Source organism: Sphingobacterium ginsenosidimutans (genome assembly GCF_039536865.1).
GTDB classification, from domain to species: domain Bacteria; phylum Bacteroidota; class Bacteroidia; order Sphingobacteriales; family Sphingobacteriaceae; genus Sphingobacterium; species Sphingobacterium detergens.
In genome coordinates this window covers 817,479-833,139 of sequence record NZ_BAAAZK010000002.1, presented here as the reverse complement: position 1 = coordinate 833,139, position 15,661 = coordinate 817,479, and the positions used below count along the sequence as shown (strand labels likewise).

General features: G+C 41.3%; 10 protein-coding genes and 1 riboswitch. Of the genes, 3 read left to right on the top strand and 7 right to left on the bottom strand.

Annotated elements, in window-relative coordinates:
• Window positions 1-2 precede the first annotated feature (2 nt).
• A complete protein-coding gene (locus tag ABFX33_RS03275) occupies window positions 3-1,343 on the bottom strand; it encodes a sugar porter family MFS transporter (RefSeq protein WP_346084269.1) in 1,341 nt (446 codons plus the stop codon).
• 97 nt (window positions 1,344-1,440) lie between these two features.
• On the opposite strand from ABFX33_RS03275, the gene ABFX33_RS03270 reads away from it, so the two are divergent.
• The gene (locus ABFX33_RS03270; RefSeq protein WP_120258154.1) at window positions 1,441-2,175 is read left to right on the top strand and encodes a GntR family transcriptional regulator; all 735 of its coding nucleotides are present in this window, start codon (window positions 1,441-1,443) and stop codon (window positions 2,173-2,175) included.
• Window positions 2,176-2,227: 52 nt separating this feature from the next.
• Here the strand turns inward: ABFX33_RS03270 and ABFX33_RS03265 are convergent, their stop codons facing one another.
• Complete coding sequence (locus ABFX33_RS03265; protein WP_346084267.1) at window positions 2,228-3,559, bottom strand: glucosidase family protein; 1,332 nt, start codon at window positions 3,557-3,559, stop codon at window positions 2,228-2,230.
• Window positions 3,560-3,888: 329 nt separating this feature from the next.
• Here ABFX33_RS03265 and ABFX33_RS03260 point away from each other — a divergent pair, with 329 nt between their 5' ends.
• The gene (locus tag ABFX33_RS03260) at window positions 3,889-6,231 is read left to right on the top strand and encodes a GH92 family glycosyl hydrolase (RefSeq protein WP_346084266.1); all 2,343 of its coding nucleotides are present in this window, start codon (window positions 3,889-3,891) and stop codon (window positions 6,229-6,231) included.
• Between the two features lie 309 nt (window positions 6,232-6,540).
• On the opposite strand, the gene ABFX33_RS03255 is transcribed toward ABFX33_RS03260, so the two are convergent.
• The 5 genes from ABFX33_RS03255 to ABFX33_RS03235 all read right to left on the bottom strand — a co-directional run bounded on the left by ABFX33_RS03255 (window position 6,541) and on the right by ABFX33_RS03235 (window position 12,736).
• Window positions 6,541-7,722, bottom strand: a complete 1,182-nt coding sequence (locus ABFX33_RS03255; protein ID WP_346084264.1) for a homoserine dehydrogenase — start codon at window positions 7,720-7,722, stop codon at window positions 6,541-6,543.
• 39 nt (window positions 7,723-7,761) lie between these two features.
• A complete protein-coding gene (locus tag ABFX33_RS03250) occupies window positions 7,762-8,805 on the bottom strand; it encodes a homoserine O-acetyltransferase family protein (RefSeq protein ID WP_346084263.1) in 1,044 nt (347 codons plus the stop codon).
• 27 nt (window positions 8,806-8,832) lie between these two features.
• Window positions 8,833-10,143 (bottom strand): O-acetylhomoserine aminocarboxypropyltransferase/cysteine synthase family protein, encoded by a 1,311-nt coding sequence (locus ABFX33_RS03245; RefSeq protein WP_077434955.1) that lies wholly within the window; start codon window positions 10,141-10,143, stop codon window positions 8,833-8,835.
• Between the two features lie 113 nt (window positions 10,144-10,256).
• Window positions 10,257-10,391 (bottom strand): hypothetical protein, encoded by a 135-nt coding sequence (locus ABFX33_RS03240; protein ID WP_257089796.1) that lies wholly within the window; start codon window positions 10,389-10,391, stop codon window positions 10,257-10,259.
• Window positions 10,392-10,401: 10 nt separating this feature from the next.
• Window positions 10,402-10,514, bottom strand: a riboswitch (SAM riboswitch).
• A 203-nt stretch (window positions 10,515-10,717) separates the two neighbouring features.
• Window positions 10,718-12,736: an FUSC family protein gene (locus ABFX33_RS03235; protein WP_346084261.1), complete on the bottom strand. Its 2,019-nt coding sequence runs from the start codon at window positions 12,734-12,736 to the stop codon at window positions 10,718-10,720.
• A gap of 393 nt (window positions 12,737-13,129) precedes the next feature.
• Between ABFX33_RS03235 and ABFX33_RS03230 the strand changes: the two genes are divergently transcribed.
• Complete coding sequence (locus ABFX33_RS03230) at window positions 13,130-15,583, top strand: TonB-dependent receptor domain-containing protein (protein WP_346084260.1); 2,454 nt, start codon at window positions 13,130-13,132, stop codon at window positions 15,581-15,583.
• Window positions 15,584-15,661: the final 78 nt, after the last annotated feature.

Below are 15,661 nucleotides of genomic sequence, written 5' to 3'. Positions count from 1 at the left end.
TATTATGCGTTTTGATTGCTGGGATTTTTTTTTGATTTTTCAATCCAATATTTTTCGATATCTTCCAAAGGTTTTCCCTTTGTTTCAGGTAGATAGCCCAATACAACGATAAAAGCTATTGCGCAGAAGAAAGCGAATAACCAAAAGGTATAATGGGCACCCCATGATGCAAGCAAAATCGGAGTCAGCTGTCCAACGATAGCATCGGAGATCCACATGACCATAATGCTTATCCCCATTGCGCGCGCCCGTATGGCATTGGGGAAAATTTCAGCTGCCACCACAAATTTCAATGGACCGATAGAAAAAGCAAAGAAAAACAAGAATGAGAGGATGGAAACAATCAATGCGACATTATTTGTCTGTTCCAGACTGAAAAGATAGCCTGTCACGATCAAACTGATGGTCGCACCCAATGTACCTAAAATATATAAGGGTCTTCTTCCCCAATTGTCTACCTTCCAGATAGCAAAGCAGGTAAATAAGACATTTGCAGCGCCAAAAAACAATTGTGCGTGATAGGAATTAGCTAAAGAGATACCCGATTCAAGGAGGATACTAGGCCCGTAATAGACGATCGCATTGATCCCACTGAGTTGAGAAAACAAGGGTAAGAATAATCCCAGGAGAAAAGCTCTGCGGTAAATAGGTGAAAACAAATCGCGGATATTTCCTTTGGCTGGACTTGGCGAATCATGTAGATCTGTCAGACCAAGTTTAGCGCTAATGACAGCAACCTCTTCGCTGCGCCCATTTTTTGCAAGCCAACGTGGACTTTCGGGAATAAAATAAACACCCAAGCAGAGTAGGATAGCAGGGATTGCACCAACTAAAAACATACCGCGCCAAAGTTCTGTCTGTGGCAATGAATGCAGTTGGAGAATAAAGTAATTACTAATATAAGCGATCAGAATACCAAATGTGATCGCCAGTTGATAACAGGTAACCGATCTGCCTCTGAATTTACTGGGTGATATTTCGGCAAGATAAAGAGGCACGACGATAGAAGCGATGCCCACACCTAGTCCTCCGATACCCCTGCTCAGAATCAATAAAGTATAGTTGGGACTAAATCCACAACCGATCGCAGATAATAAGAAAAGTAAGGACGCAACAATGAAGGCCTGTTTACGACCGTATTTGTCTGTAAAAGATCCCGTAAAAAATACACCTATAATGCATCCGATCAGTGCTGAACTAACAAAAACACCTTCCTGTGCTGGTGACAGCCCGAAAAACTGCTTAACCAATGGCAAAGCTCCGGCTATAACAGCCATATCGAACCCGAAAAGTAGCCCCCCCAGTGAAACGATGCATAAAATAATGATAAAATTCTTAGACATACCTGGTTTATAAGTTTTATATGTATATACATACAAACATATATCTATTTTTTTAATTATGCAAAAAATCTTATTTTAGCCTAAGCAATATTATGTAATGAATTTAAAAATAGATCACAAAAGTCCAGTTCCGCTGCATATACAAGCAGAAAATCTATTGCGGGAGTTGATAAAACAGCCGGAATATATTGAGGGGAAGATGTTGCCCAATGAAATAGAACTGGCTAAGCGCTTGGCTATTTCCCGCTCCACGTTGCGTCTGGCGATTAATAAGCTGGTATATGAAGAGCTATTGATCAGAAAGAAGGGGATCGGCACCAAGGTTGCCAGTTCCAAATTCAGTTCGAAATCCAAAAATTGGCTGAGCTTTTCGCAGGAGATGAAGAATCGTGGGATTGAGGTCAAGAATTTTGAACTACACGTGAGCTGGGTAGTGCCTGATAAAGCCATTACAAAATTTTTTGCTGTTGATGAGGATCAAAAGCTGTTGAAATTGGAGCGATTGCGGGGAAAGAAAGATGATCCATTCGTCTATTTCATATCTTATTTCCATCCACGTATCGGTTTGACGGGCGACGAAGATTTTAAACGTCCTTTGTATGAAATATTGGAAGCTGACTATCATGTGGTGGCTGATCTTTCGCAGGAGGAAATTGACGCTATTGCGGCAAATAAATTTATCGCAGATAAACTCGAAATTAATATCGGGGATCCTATTTTGTCACGGAAGCGATTTGTTTTCGATCAGTCTGGAAAGCCAATTGAATATAATCTGGGATTCTATCGTGCAGAAAGCTTTACCTATACAGTTGAAAGCCGAAGAGATTATTAAAATATGAAATGATCCAGTAGCGGCAAGCTAGTGGATCATTTCATTTATAGCATTATTGCTGTTGAGTAGCCGTTTCCGATGCCCACTGGTTGATCATTGCGATGGCTTTGCTCAATACACCTGCCGAACCTTTGAATTTCCCGGATCCACTTGGGACGTCGTTTTTTCCGTACCATTCATAAAAACCTTTATTCTTGACCACACGATCAATCATTGGCTGTAATTCATCATAGGCTTCCTGATAGAAACCATGTTGGATAAGCTGCTGAATCATTCTTCCGCCAAACCAGGTCCAGTCACCACCGTTTTGATAGTGATAAGGCTCAGCCATCCAACCTTTGAAAAATCCAACGGGGTAGGTCGGATAAAGTGTAAGACCAATACTTGGCATCCCGGAGAGACGTACATTTTCGAGCATCTGCTTATTGACAGTTGCTATTTCGCTCCGTTTGAGCAGACCCGCTTCAATCGCAATTGCTGTTCCGCCATGGTAATGAATCTTATTTTCATCGAAACCTTTAGGGAGGGGGGATGATTTTGGATAGATATGGGGAATAAATTTTTGCCTTTTTTGATCCCAGAGATAGCGTCTGCTGTTTTTTTTAAGCTCTTTTTTAAAGGCCTTCCAGTCAGCGGTTTTCGCTGCATTGGGTTGTATTTCAATCAATAGCTGTAGGGCAATGATGAGCATGGCATTGTCGTATACGTCAATGGCTTCATTTGAAAGTGCGTTCCAATCACAGCCAAAATCGTCATGTGGTTGTACATCACCCCAATCTGCAGTCATTGCACCCCATAGCAGATTATATTTTGTATTGTACCGCTCTCGTTTGAGGTAGTCCAGCATAAGCTGTATACGTTCTTTGACGGAAAGCCCACCGACCGATTCGTCAAGAATACTGTAGTCCTTGGTTTTCTGTATGTATTTGCCCAGTAACTGAATCAAAGAGCTCTCTTGGTCAGTCTCGACCGTATTTTTAAACCCAACATGGCCGGGGGCATTTTTAGAATAATAGGGGGTATCGTCATGCCAGGTAAAATCTTTCTTGAGCACATAACCGTCGACCATCTCACCGTTAGGCTGTTGCATTTGGAAAAACAGGAGAATAGCACCCCGGACATCGGCAGGCGATCTTTCCTCCAGTGCAGTTTCAATAAAAGTATTGAGATCCCGTGCCCAGATCTGCGAATAGCCACTTCCGGCATTAAAACCTTCTTTGATGACCTGTCGGGCTAAACTGTCTACATATTTTAACTTTTTATCGGCTAAAATGGCTTGTGCGAGCTTAAGTTCTGTCCCTTTTGATGGTACTTTTTGCTGGGCGGACAGACTGCTTCCGAATAAAATAAATGTAAGACTAAAAAATGTCAGTTTTCTTTTCATGAGAACTATTGTTATTAGTTGAATTGTTGAAGCATTTCAGTAGCCTTTACGTACGATTGGTTTAATAAGAGTGATGATCGCTGATTTTAGATTGGCCTTGCTGAATTAAAACTTCTTGGTTGTCGTTTGTTATGTATGTACAAACAAAAATATAAAAATAACCATCGTTTTAAGCTTTTTATAGGATCTAATTGGGATGGTATTTAAATTTTTACAATCTGATGGTGTTTTTAGCTCTGTCTGTTACCCGCTTTTTTTAATAAATTATACCTTAATGTTTATACATAGTTTATTTTTCGTAAGTTTGTTTTTGAACCTAATTGACAACAATGGCAAAGCGACTCATATTTTATTTTTTTTGCATATTCTTCAGTGTAAACTGTGTGCAGGGACAAGGGAAGACTGATTTAACCTCACTGGTAAAACCGAATATCGGATCTGTTCATAGCCGATATTTTTTTTACACCCCAGCGGCGGTCCCCTTTGGGATGGCAAAATTGGCACCAAGTACCGATGGAAGTTATGGTAATAAGTCTGGTTGGGAAGCGGTGGGCTATGATGATAGACACAGCTCGATCGAAGGCTTCGCGAATTTTCACGAATTTCAGGTGGGCGGGATTACCTTTGCACCTTCGGTAGGACAGCTCAAAACAGTTCCGGGTAAATTGGATCAGCCACAAAGTGGTTATCGGTCGTCATTTGATAAGAAGGACGAATTTGCCACCTCAGGCTATTACAGCGTGAAATTGAAGGACTATGCAGTCCTGGCGGAACTGACTGCAACCAAAAGAGTCGGCTTCCATCGTTATACCTTCCCAAAAACAGATGCCGCTAATATTATATTTAATATTGGACATGTCATGGGAGAAAGCGGTCCAGTGGTGGATGCGGAGGTAAATTATGATAAGCAGTCTGTATGGGGTTATGTGGTCACTAACCCTGTTTATGTGCAGAAATACCAGCCGGGAGCCACTGTAAAGATGTATTTCTTTGCGGAGCTCAGCAAGTTGCCAAAATCCTATGGAACATTCCAGGATTCGGTGATTTTTAAAGAAAAGAAAACGATACAGGGAAAGGGTGCCGGGGTATTTCTTCGGTTCGATACAAAGACCGATGAATCCATTACAATCAAGACAGGTTTGTCCTATACCTCAGTAGACAATGCGCGATTAAACTTGCAGCAGGAGGCCAAAGATCTGACATTTGATCAAGCGAAGACGGAAGCGCTCAAGACCTGGAATAACGAACTGGGAAGGATATTGGTGGAAGGCGGTAAAGAAGCGGACCGCGTAAAATTTTATACAGGATTATACCATGCCCTGCTTGGACGGGGACTTGCCAGTGATATCAATGGGGCTTATCCCAAAAATGATGGTTCAGTTGGCCAGATCGCTTTAAATGCGCAAGGAAAACCGATACATCAGCACTATAATACAGATGCGATCTGGGGAGCATTTTGGAACCTGACACAGCTTTGGTCGATTGCCTATCCAGATTATTACAACGATTGGGTACAGAGCCAACTCTTGGTATACCGCGATGCGGGTTGGCTTGGTGATGGTATTGCCAATAGTAAATATGTCTCCGGTGTGGGTACTAACTTTACGGGATTGGCGATTGCTGCTGCCTATAATGTCGGAATCCGGAATTACGATACGAATTTTGCTTATGAAGCTGTGCGAAAAAATGAACTTGAATCGCGCGGACGGATTCCGGGAGCTGGTAAGCTCGATGTTGGGGTATTTGTCGATAAAGGTTATTCACCCTATATCCAGGACAATACCGGTAGTCCTGAATTATTGACCACCGGATCACCTTTTGGTGCTTCCCATACGTTGGAATATGCATTCTCGGCCGCTGCTGCAGCACAATATGCAAAATCACTCGGCCGTGATGCAGACTACAGAAAACTTCATGAACTTTCAGCTGCCTGGAAAGGATTATACGATCCATCGACTAAATTCATGCGGCCAAAAGACAGTTTGGGGAAATTTATTCCAAATTTTAATCCTTATCAACCTTGGCGTGGTTTTCAGGAAGGTAACGCCTGGCAGTATACGTTTTATGTGCCACACGTTCCACAGGAATTGGTTAAGCTCGTCGGAAAGGATCTATTCAATCAACGCCTGGACAGTATATTTACAGTATCACAAAAGAATGTTTTTGGTGGTGGAACCCACATCGATGCCTTCGCCGGAATTGAAAGCTTATATAACCATGGCAATCAGCCCAACTTACATATCTCCTGGTTGTTCTATTTTTCAGGAAGACCCGACCTCAGTCAAAAATGGGTACGGGCTATTTCAAACGAATTTTATGGTACCGATCCTATACACGGTTATGGCTATGGGCAGGATGAAGATCAAGGCCAATTGGGCGCTTGGTACGTACTGTCAGGTATCGGTTTATTCGATGTGAGAAGCTTAACAACTGAAAACCCTGCCTTTCAGATAGGAGCACCTCTGTTTGATAAAGTGACGATACAACTGCCCAAAACTTTACGAAAAAACAAATTTACAATTCAGGTTAAAAAGACGGATCCGGATAGTTTTTACGTTGGTCAGGTCCGATTGAATAATAAGCCTTGGACTGGCTGGCAGCTTCCTTTTGAACAATTGGTGAAAGGCGGGGTAATGACCGTGCATTTGAAAAGCAGCGCCAGTACAAATTAAGGTTTGGTCATGGCAGTACTTGCTAATGAATAACAGTAGTTGGCCACAAAGTAAAAGCTAACCTTTCCGGGACCGAAGAATTTTAAAAAATGACTTCAAGGAATATATAAAACAAAACCTTCAGGCTTTCACAAATACCAATAGCGCTGAAAATCGATTGAAGGTTCCTTCTGGTCAATAAACCGAACGTAGCGCTTATTGATTCCTTAATGAAAAATACGAATCAATAAAAAATATGCATTTTAAAAAAAATAGGGGTGTCCAAATTTTTTGGAACACCCCTTGAAGGTAGGTTGGTTTGTTGATTGCCTACGCGATCTCAGCAATGAAATTGCCCCCTTTGTCCAAATCCGCCTTGTGAGCTGCAATTTGTTGAAGATTAATAGAGCCAATAACATATTTGAAATCTGCTGCGTAATATCTTTCGGTGATCTCACTGAAATTTAATTTCTCAATCAGTTGATCGTCAGTGTATCTTAAATAAACCTTGAGCAGATAATCTTGGCTATAGTTTAAGGCACTGGACTCTAAATGCTTTTTATATTCATAACGGTAACCATAACGTAATGCGGCAATATCCGACAATACTGCCGAACCGGTAGGGTGGCCACCCGCACCTTTGCCATAGAAGAATTGCTCATCCGCAAAAGCAGCTTTGACCAATACACCGTTATTTTCATTTTCTACATTGTACAACATGCTTTCTTTACCTACTAAACGAGGAAGTACATACAGTACGACTTTATTGCCGTCGATCTCTTTGGCTGTAGGGATCAACTTGATTTTTAAGTTCTTTTCCTTTGCGAAGCGAATATCCTGTTGACCTAATTTGTCAATACCGATGTTGAAGACATCATTTGGTTTGACATAGATACCATAAGCATGTGAAGCGACGATACAGACCTTAAATTTAGGGTCATATCCGCCAACATCAAGGGTAGGATCTGTTTCCGCAAAACCCAGCTCTTGCGCTTTTTTTAGCGCATCTGCATACTGTTGGTTTTCATTAAAGACTTTCGAAAGAATGTAGTTTGAAGATCCGTTGAATATACCGCTGACCGAATGCAAAAGCTCATTGTCATAGTATTCTTCCAAGTTACGGATAATGGGAATACTTCCACAGACAGCGCCCTCATAAAGTAGGCTGGTGCCATATTCATGTTGAATATCTACCAACTCTTCTAGGTGACTGGCAATCATTTTTTTATTTGCAGACACCACATTTTTGCCTGATTTCAATGCACGTACAGTCAGTTTGTAAGCAGCTTCGGCATCATCGATCAGTTCGACAACAGTGTTGATCTCTGGATCCGCTAGGATTGTCTCAGGATCTGTTGAAAACAGATCCGCTGGTAGCGTACGTTTTTTGTCCGCATTTTTGATGACAAATTTCTTGATTTCCAGATTCAGATTTTTGGTTTTGATAATGTCGTAGAGACCTTGGCCTACCACGCCAAACCCAAACATCCCTATCGTTAATTTATTACTCATATCTCTTCTTAAATTCTCTTATATAATTGTTTACTTCTCTTAGACTAATTCGTTGATATACGCTTTTTTATTCTCTAAAAAATTATGGATAATAGCCGTCAGTTTTTTTGTCTCTATCAAAAATCCGTCATGGCCATAGCTTGACTCGATCTCCTGATAAGTTGCATTTGGAATATGCTGCGCTATAAATCGCTGTTCAGCTGGTGGGAACAATACATCCGTATTGACAGCCAATACCAGTGTCGGACAGCTGATTCCGTTCAATGCTACTTCCAAAGAAGCCCTTCCCCGGGCTAAATTATGACTGTCCATCGCCTTTGTTAGGTAGAAATAGCTATACGCATTGTAGCGTTTAACAAGTTTTTCGCCTTGATAATTTTGATAGGACGCAGCTTTGTATCCATTCACTTTGTTGTCATCCTCATCCCGTTGTGTATGGTCGTAGGTGATATAATTGCGATAGGATAGCAGCGCAATCGAGCGGGCAACTTTAAGACCTTTTTTACCACCATCGGGATGGTTGGCATAGAAGGTACGGTCTGCCGTAATTGCTAAACGCTGACTTTCATTAAAAGCAATGCCCCAGGGGGAATGTACCGCATTGGTGCCGACAACAATGAGTTGATTGATGGCGATTGTGTTGGATGCGGCCCATTCCAGGGCCTGTTGGCCACCTAGTGAGCCGCCAATTAAAACCTCAAGCTGATTGATATCCAGGTGGGCTGCGAGCAACTGATGTGCATTGACCAGATCTTTTACCGTAAACTCCGGAAAGGATAGGTAATAAGGCTGACCCGTTGCCGGGTTGATGGATAGGGGATTGCTGCTACCGTAGGCGGATCCAATTACATTGGCACATACAATATAGTAATCATTCGGATTAAACAGATCATTTGCACCAAATAGGCCCGGCCACCAGTCCAATACATTCGCATTTGCCGTCAGGGCATGACAGACCCAAATCACGTTACTGCGATCAGCATTGAGTTCACCAAATACCTCGTAGCTAATCTGTAAATCGACAAATTCTTTCCCGTTTTCAAATACAAAGGGCTCGGGATGTTGATAAATATGCCTGCTCATTACGCTTAAATTTATGGATGTACCTGATTATTTGATCTTATCGAATGCTTGTTGTAGGTCGGCTTTGATATCATCAATATGTTCGATTCCTACAGAAAGGCGCAATAATCCCGGAAATACACCCGCATTTGCCTGATCTGCATCACTTAACTGTTGGTGCGTCGTTGCAGCAGGGTGGATGATCAATGATTTGGTGTCACCTACATTGGCCAGATGGCTGATGAGCTCTAGGCTGTCGATAAAAGCATTTGCTTTTTGAGCAGCATCACCTTTCAACTGGAAGGAAAGGACAGCACCATAACCGTTTTTGAGATATTTTTGGGCATTGGCAAAGCTCGGTGAACTTTTTAATCCTGGATAATTTACCTTCTCTACCTGTGGATGTGCTTCAAGCCATTTGGCAACCTCTAAGGTGTTGTCCACATGGCGTTGCACGCGCAATGACAGTGTTTCAAGTCCTTGTAACAATAAGAATGAATTGAATGGCGAAAGTGCTGGGCCAAAATCACGTAGACCTTCAACACGGGCGCGTATAGCAAACTGAATATTGCCAAATGGTCCTTTTTCACCAAATACTTCAGAGAATACTAAGCCATGATAGCCCTCGGATGGTTCGGAGAATTGTGGGTATTTTCCATTGCCCCAATTGTAATTTCCGCCATCAACGATGACACCACCAATACTTGTGCCATGACCGCCGATCCATTTTGTTGCGGATTCAACGACAACATGTGCGCCATATTCTAATGGTTTGAACAGATAACCTCCGGCACCGAATGTATTATCAACAATTAAAGGTAAATCATATTTTTTAGCAACAGCAGCAATTTTTTCAAAGTCAGGAATGTTGAAACTAGGATTGCCGATGGTCTCCACATAGATTGCTTTGGTTTTATCGTCAATAAGCGCTTCAATTTTATCTGCTTCGGCATCAGTCGCAAAACGGGCTTCGATACCCAAGCGTTTGAAAGCAACTTTAAACTGGTTAAATGTACCACCGTATAGGTTAGAACCAGCCACGAAGTTATCACCGTTTTCAAGGATATTGTTTAAGGCGATAAATTGTGCCGCTTGACCCGAAGCAACAGCTAATGCCGCAACTCCACCTTCCAACGCCGCAATACGTTGTTCAAAAACATCCGTCGTGGGATTCATGATCCGTGTATAGATATTGCCAAATTGTTTCAGCGCAAATAGATTGGCTCCATGTTCAGCATTCTCAAATACAAATGAAGATGTTTGGTATATAGGTACCGCTCTGGATCCAGTAGTTGGATCTGCCACTTGGCCAGCGTGAACTTGTAGCGTCTCGAATTTTAGATTTTTGTTGGAAGACATAATATATCAGATTTTAAGGGTTCAAAAAAATGTTAACAAGGAAAAAAAGGAAGCATACACACCTGCTGAAAAGGTCTGTTAATATCGTTATCCAGGAAAAAGGAAAATGATGCTTAACAAGTTGGGAGGTGCATATGCATGCGCATTCGCATAGACATGGCAATGCTATGTGTTGCTCCTTTACCTGTTAGTTGGTTCGTCTGAAATGAACCTAAATTGTTGATGGTTTTCTGTAATGTAATAATCATTGTCTTATTTCATTTATATGCTCCAAAACGATATTGCTTTGGACAGGATTTGGCACCTTTTCAACCAAATTGAAGGTTGCCAGTGGGTCATAGAGCCAGTCTCTCGCCACTTCTTTATAAATCAAGACCTGCTGATTAAGGAAGGTGTTGATTAGAAATCTTCATCTGAAGACACTGCAAATATAAACTTCTTTTCTATTAATGCAAAAGAAAAACAATTTTTTAATTAAAACTATCTGGTAAATACATGTTCTCAATACCTTACAGAAATATAGGCTAAGTTGAAAATCATGTGGTTATTTACTTTTTAAGGGAGGAATTGCACCTTATTTTTTACTGCCTGAGATATGTTCCGCAATTTGATCCAAATCGGTCAATAACGGCTTTAACTCATCTATTCTGACATAGATGTCGTTGTGCAGGGCTTCCGGATTCTTTTTACTGATGGAAATGGACAGTCCGACCAGATGCGAATTGATGCGATAGGAGAGTGCCTGAAAATGGTGAATATGGGACCAGTCTATCCATTTGTGTTCAGGCTCTTTCTTCATTTGGTTGATGGAGTCCGAAAATAGGGCCATCGCTGTTTGCGCCTTTTTACGCGCTAACCGGATGTCAAAAGAGCTCTGTAGATTGTCCGATAGGCGTTGGTTGATAATCTGGAAGTAATGTTGGTTGTAACTTGCTACCTCCTTTGCCAAATGCACTAAGCTTGAGCTTTGGCGTACTGGAATCAGGAAGTATCCCGCAATCGTTAGAAATGCGCCTACCAATGTAAAAGCCATGCGGCTGCCCAAAATAAGATTGATATTACCTTCAAATAGGTTTAGCGCAATGACAACACCCAATGTGATAAAAATAACACTGACCATATAATTGGATCGGTTGAATAGAAAGAAGCCAAAAAGACCAATTGCCGATAGACTCAACAATAAGGGGAGGCTCTCGAAGAATGCTAAGCAGGAGATGCCGATCAAAATACCTGAAAATGTCCCTACAATCCGTTCGATGTTACGGGTTTTGGTCATCGAAAATGCTGGTCTCGCTACGATAGCGATCGTCAGCAAAATCCAATAGGTATATTTGAAGTCCAGAAACAAAATGCCGATCAATGCGCCAACACCAAAAAGTAGGGCCATACGTAATGCAAAACGAAATAGCGGATTTTTAAGGTGAAGTTTGTTTTTGATCTCATCCAGACTGCCCAGGGGGCGATTGATAAATTGTTGATATTCCGCTGTATCTATTTTGTCCTGAATTTCCTGATTCTGATAAAAAGCAACCTGGATCCGACGCAGCACCTCGAGAATTGACTCCATATTGGTGATAATAGACCGTAGGATAGGGCCAGCTGGACCGGTTTGTTGTTGCTGAATGTTTTTAAGCTCGATCAGGAGTTCGTTCAGTTTAATTGTATTGTAATACAATTGCTGTGCATATCGGAATCTGATACGTGGCTGTGAAAAGCTATCAATTTCTAATGCCAATAATTTTATTGCACGACGGATCACAGGAAGGCTACCTGTGTCTGCAAGATTCTTGCGGATTGCATCATAGTCATGGTCGAGTGCGATGATGAGCTCGTGCAGATCAATCAGACCATAAACCTGACTGAGCCAATAATTACTTTTGGGCCATTGATGACCAATAATTTTTTTCTCGCGGAACAGTAATGAACGGATTTGCTCCTGTTGTTCACTGATCTGACCATGAATTTTGCCCACGCGACTGTAGGTAATGTCCAGTGGAATGCTGGGGTCATAGGATTGGGCACGGATCAGTAAGAATTGAGATAAACCCTGAAAACCATTTGCCATTGCATACTTCAAGGAGCGGTAGGGTCTTATATAAGCCTGTAGCAAGCTGAACAAATAATAAATCGCTGCTCCTGTAGTGATTTGTAGGCCGACCGCCAAGGGATGTTTTGGTGCGAGACCAATGACAAAACTCATTAAGATCAAAGTCATGTTGCCGATTGCAGCATAACGCGGACCAAAAAGACCATATAAGGTAAAAGTAAATCCGGCTAAACCAAGGAGAATAACCAAGGGCCAGTGAACGGGGAATAAATAAGCCGTAAGAAACGAAGCAACAAAGAATGTTGGAATGCATACCAATGCAGAGGATAGTTTATCCTTGCGGTTACCTGGAGGATCCGTCAAGGTCGTCAACAAAGAGCCTACACCAATTCCAATAGCAGTGCTCGCCGGAACCCCTAATAAATAGATTGCTAAACTCGGTAAAATACTGATGGATACATTTCGCAGCGCGTCACCACTGTGCTCGCCTCGGATAAATCGAATAACTAGGCTATAAATACGGTTGAATCTTTTCTTTAATGACACGATGCCCATCAATCAGTTTACTAATTTTCGCTGCAAAAATACGAATATTATGCTTAATATTTTATATATACATTTTATTTATTTTGAATATTGTTGTTTTTGTGAATTTTTATTTTGAAACAAGTGCTGTTTGAAACGCTGTTTTTTTTACATACACGCATTAGCGGTGCCGATGGGCCATGTTTGGAGACGGAACAGCCTTTATTGGAAGAACTGTAGTAAGCCACTCATTGTATGGATGCAATGTGGTTTACCGAGGTTAATTGGCTTTCTACCGACTGTTTTTGGTTATCCATCTATTTGTGCTGGTCAGCCTGTAATGAAAATCCGAGGTTTGTTGTCATCAATATATAAATGCGTATTGCTGCCCTAATTGATGATATAAAGATATACATGATGAAACCAAAGAAAAATAAATCGTTGCTACTGTCCATTATAATAATCCTTGTTTCTGCCTGGGGAACAGTTTATGCACAATCTGGAGGAGGGAAGCTTCACGCTGTTGTTGTTGGTCAGGATAATAGTCCGCTCGGTGCGGCCAGTATTTCACTGTTACGGAGTCCGGGGGATATTCCGTTGAAAGGGACGTTGTCGAAAGAGAATGGAGACATTGAGTTTGTGGAAGTGCCCAGCGGAAAGTATATGATGCAAGTTTCAGCAGTAGGTTATACAACTTACCGCTCTACCGAAATTACATTGAAGGCGGGGGCGATCATGTCTTTGGATACCATTCGCTTGCAAGCGGAAACACGAGTTTTGGGCGAGGCTCAGGTCGTTGGCAAGAAACCCCTAATTGAAAGTCAAATTGACAAGATTGTCCTCAATGTAGAGAATAGTGTATTGGCAACCGGAAACAACGCATTGGAACTTCTGCAAAAAGTTCCCGGTGTGACTTTGGATAATAAAAAAATCAACCTGCGCGGTAAAAGTAATGTAATTATTATGATCGATGGAAAGCCTACTTATCTCTCTGCAGATGAAGTTTCCAGACTGTTGGAGAATACGGCTTCAAATTCAATCGCCTCGATTGAAGTCCTTACCAATCCGCCGGCGAAATATGACGCTGCTGGAAACGCTGGTATTATCAATATCAAAACCAAAAAAAACACACAATTCGGCAGTAACGTTAGCTTGAACTTCAATCTGGGACAGGGAAAATACACAAAAGGTGATGGCGGTTTCCTGGTCAACCATCGCAACAATTGGGTAAATCTGTTTGCTTCCTATAATTACCAGAATAGTTTGGGCTTTAATGATTTAACGATCGATCGTTCTGTCAGGGATTCAGTAGGAACAACCTATTTCAATTCGGATTCTTATTCGAAATTTCGTTATCGCGGACATAACTTTAAATTCGCTGCAGATTTTAATCTGGGCAAACAAGAAGTACTTGGCTTTGTTGTCAATGGTAACGTAAGCAATGGTAATTCTACACGGCATGGAGATAATTTAATCGCTTCGGAAAAAGGAAAATTGGATTCAGTGGTACAGGGAAGCAACTTTTCGGATTTCACCTATCACTACTTGGCTTACAACCTCAATTATAAAAAAACATTCGATACATTGGGGACTGAACTGACAGCGAATGCAGATTATTCGTATTCCAAAAATAACGATAACAGCACCGTGAAAAACCGTTTCTTAGATCCCAATTGGGCCGAATTTAAACTGCCAAAGATTTTTCGAAATGACATGTTGTCCAATACCAAAATTTTAGTTTTCAAAACAGATTTTGTTCATCCCTTTGACAAAACAACAAAACTCGAAGCTGGTCTGAAATATAGTCGTGTGAAAACGGATAATATTTTGATCTATGAGGATCAAAACACGGCCGGAGAATTTGTGCGAAACGAAAAGCAGAGCAATCAGTTTTTGTATAACGAAAACATCGCAGCAGCATATTTTACGCTGAATAAGTCCTTTGGAAAGTTTTCTGTGCAAGCCGGACTCCGTGTTGAAAATACCAGTTCATTGGGCAATTCAATAACCTTAGGACAGCAGACAAAACGTAATTATACGGATTTCTTTCCAACGGTATTTATACAACAACAGATCAATGATAATCACAAACTTGGTCTAAGTTATAGCCGAAGGATAGACCGTCCGGATTATGGTGCGTTGAATCCTTTTATCTACTACCTGGATCAATATACCTATCAATATGGTAATCCCTATTTAAATCCACAATATACCAACTCCTATGAACTGAATTATACCTTTAAGGAGCGTTATTTGTTGAGTCTTGGTTATAAGAGAACCAATGATGCGATCACGCAGGTCATAGAGAGCAATTCGGAAACCAAGGCCATCGCACAGACGGATCGGAACCTGACCTATTTCGATTATTATAATATGAATATCAATATACCGGTTAAAGTGCTTAAGTGGTGGACTACTTCCAACAACTTGACTGCGTTTTATAGCAAATATAATTTTGACGAGCGCTCGGGTGCTCAACGTCAGCTGGAAAAGTTGTCTTTTCAGGTGAGCTCCAATCATGATATCCGAATTGGCGAGACAACCAATGTGGAGCTGACCGCTAATTATTTCTCACCGGCTGTCTATGGTGTCTTTAGTTTTAAATCTTACTATGGTGTTGATCTCGGAGCAGGGAAAACCTTTCTTGATAAAAAGCTGAATGTGAAGCTAGCCGTAAATGATATATTGAATACCAGAGGTCAACGACGGTTGTCCAGTGTTCAGGAAAATGGGTATTATCGCATTCGCAATGGGTATGATAGTAGAGTGATCCGGCTTTCACTTTCTTACCGTTTTGGAAACGTCAATATTAAATCCTTGGATAAGCGGGCCGGAAATAATGATGAGGACAACCGTTTGAAAAAATAGTAGCTGGGTCGGGTATTTTTTAGCTCAACGGGCAATATATAAAAAGAGAAGAGCATTCCAGACGGAATGCTCTTCTCT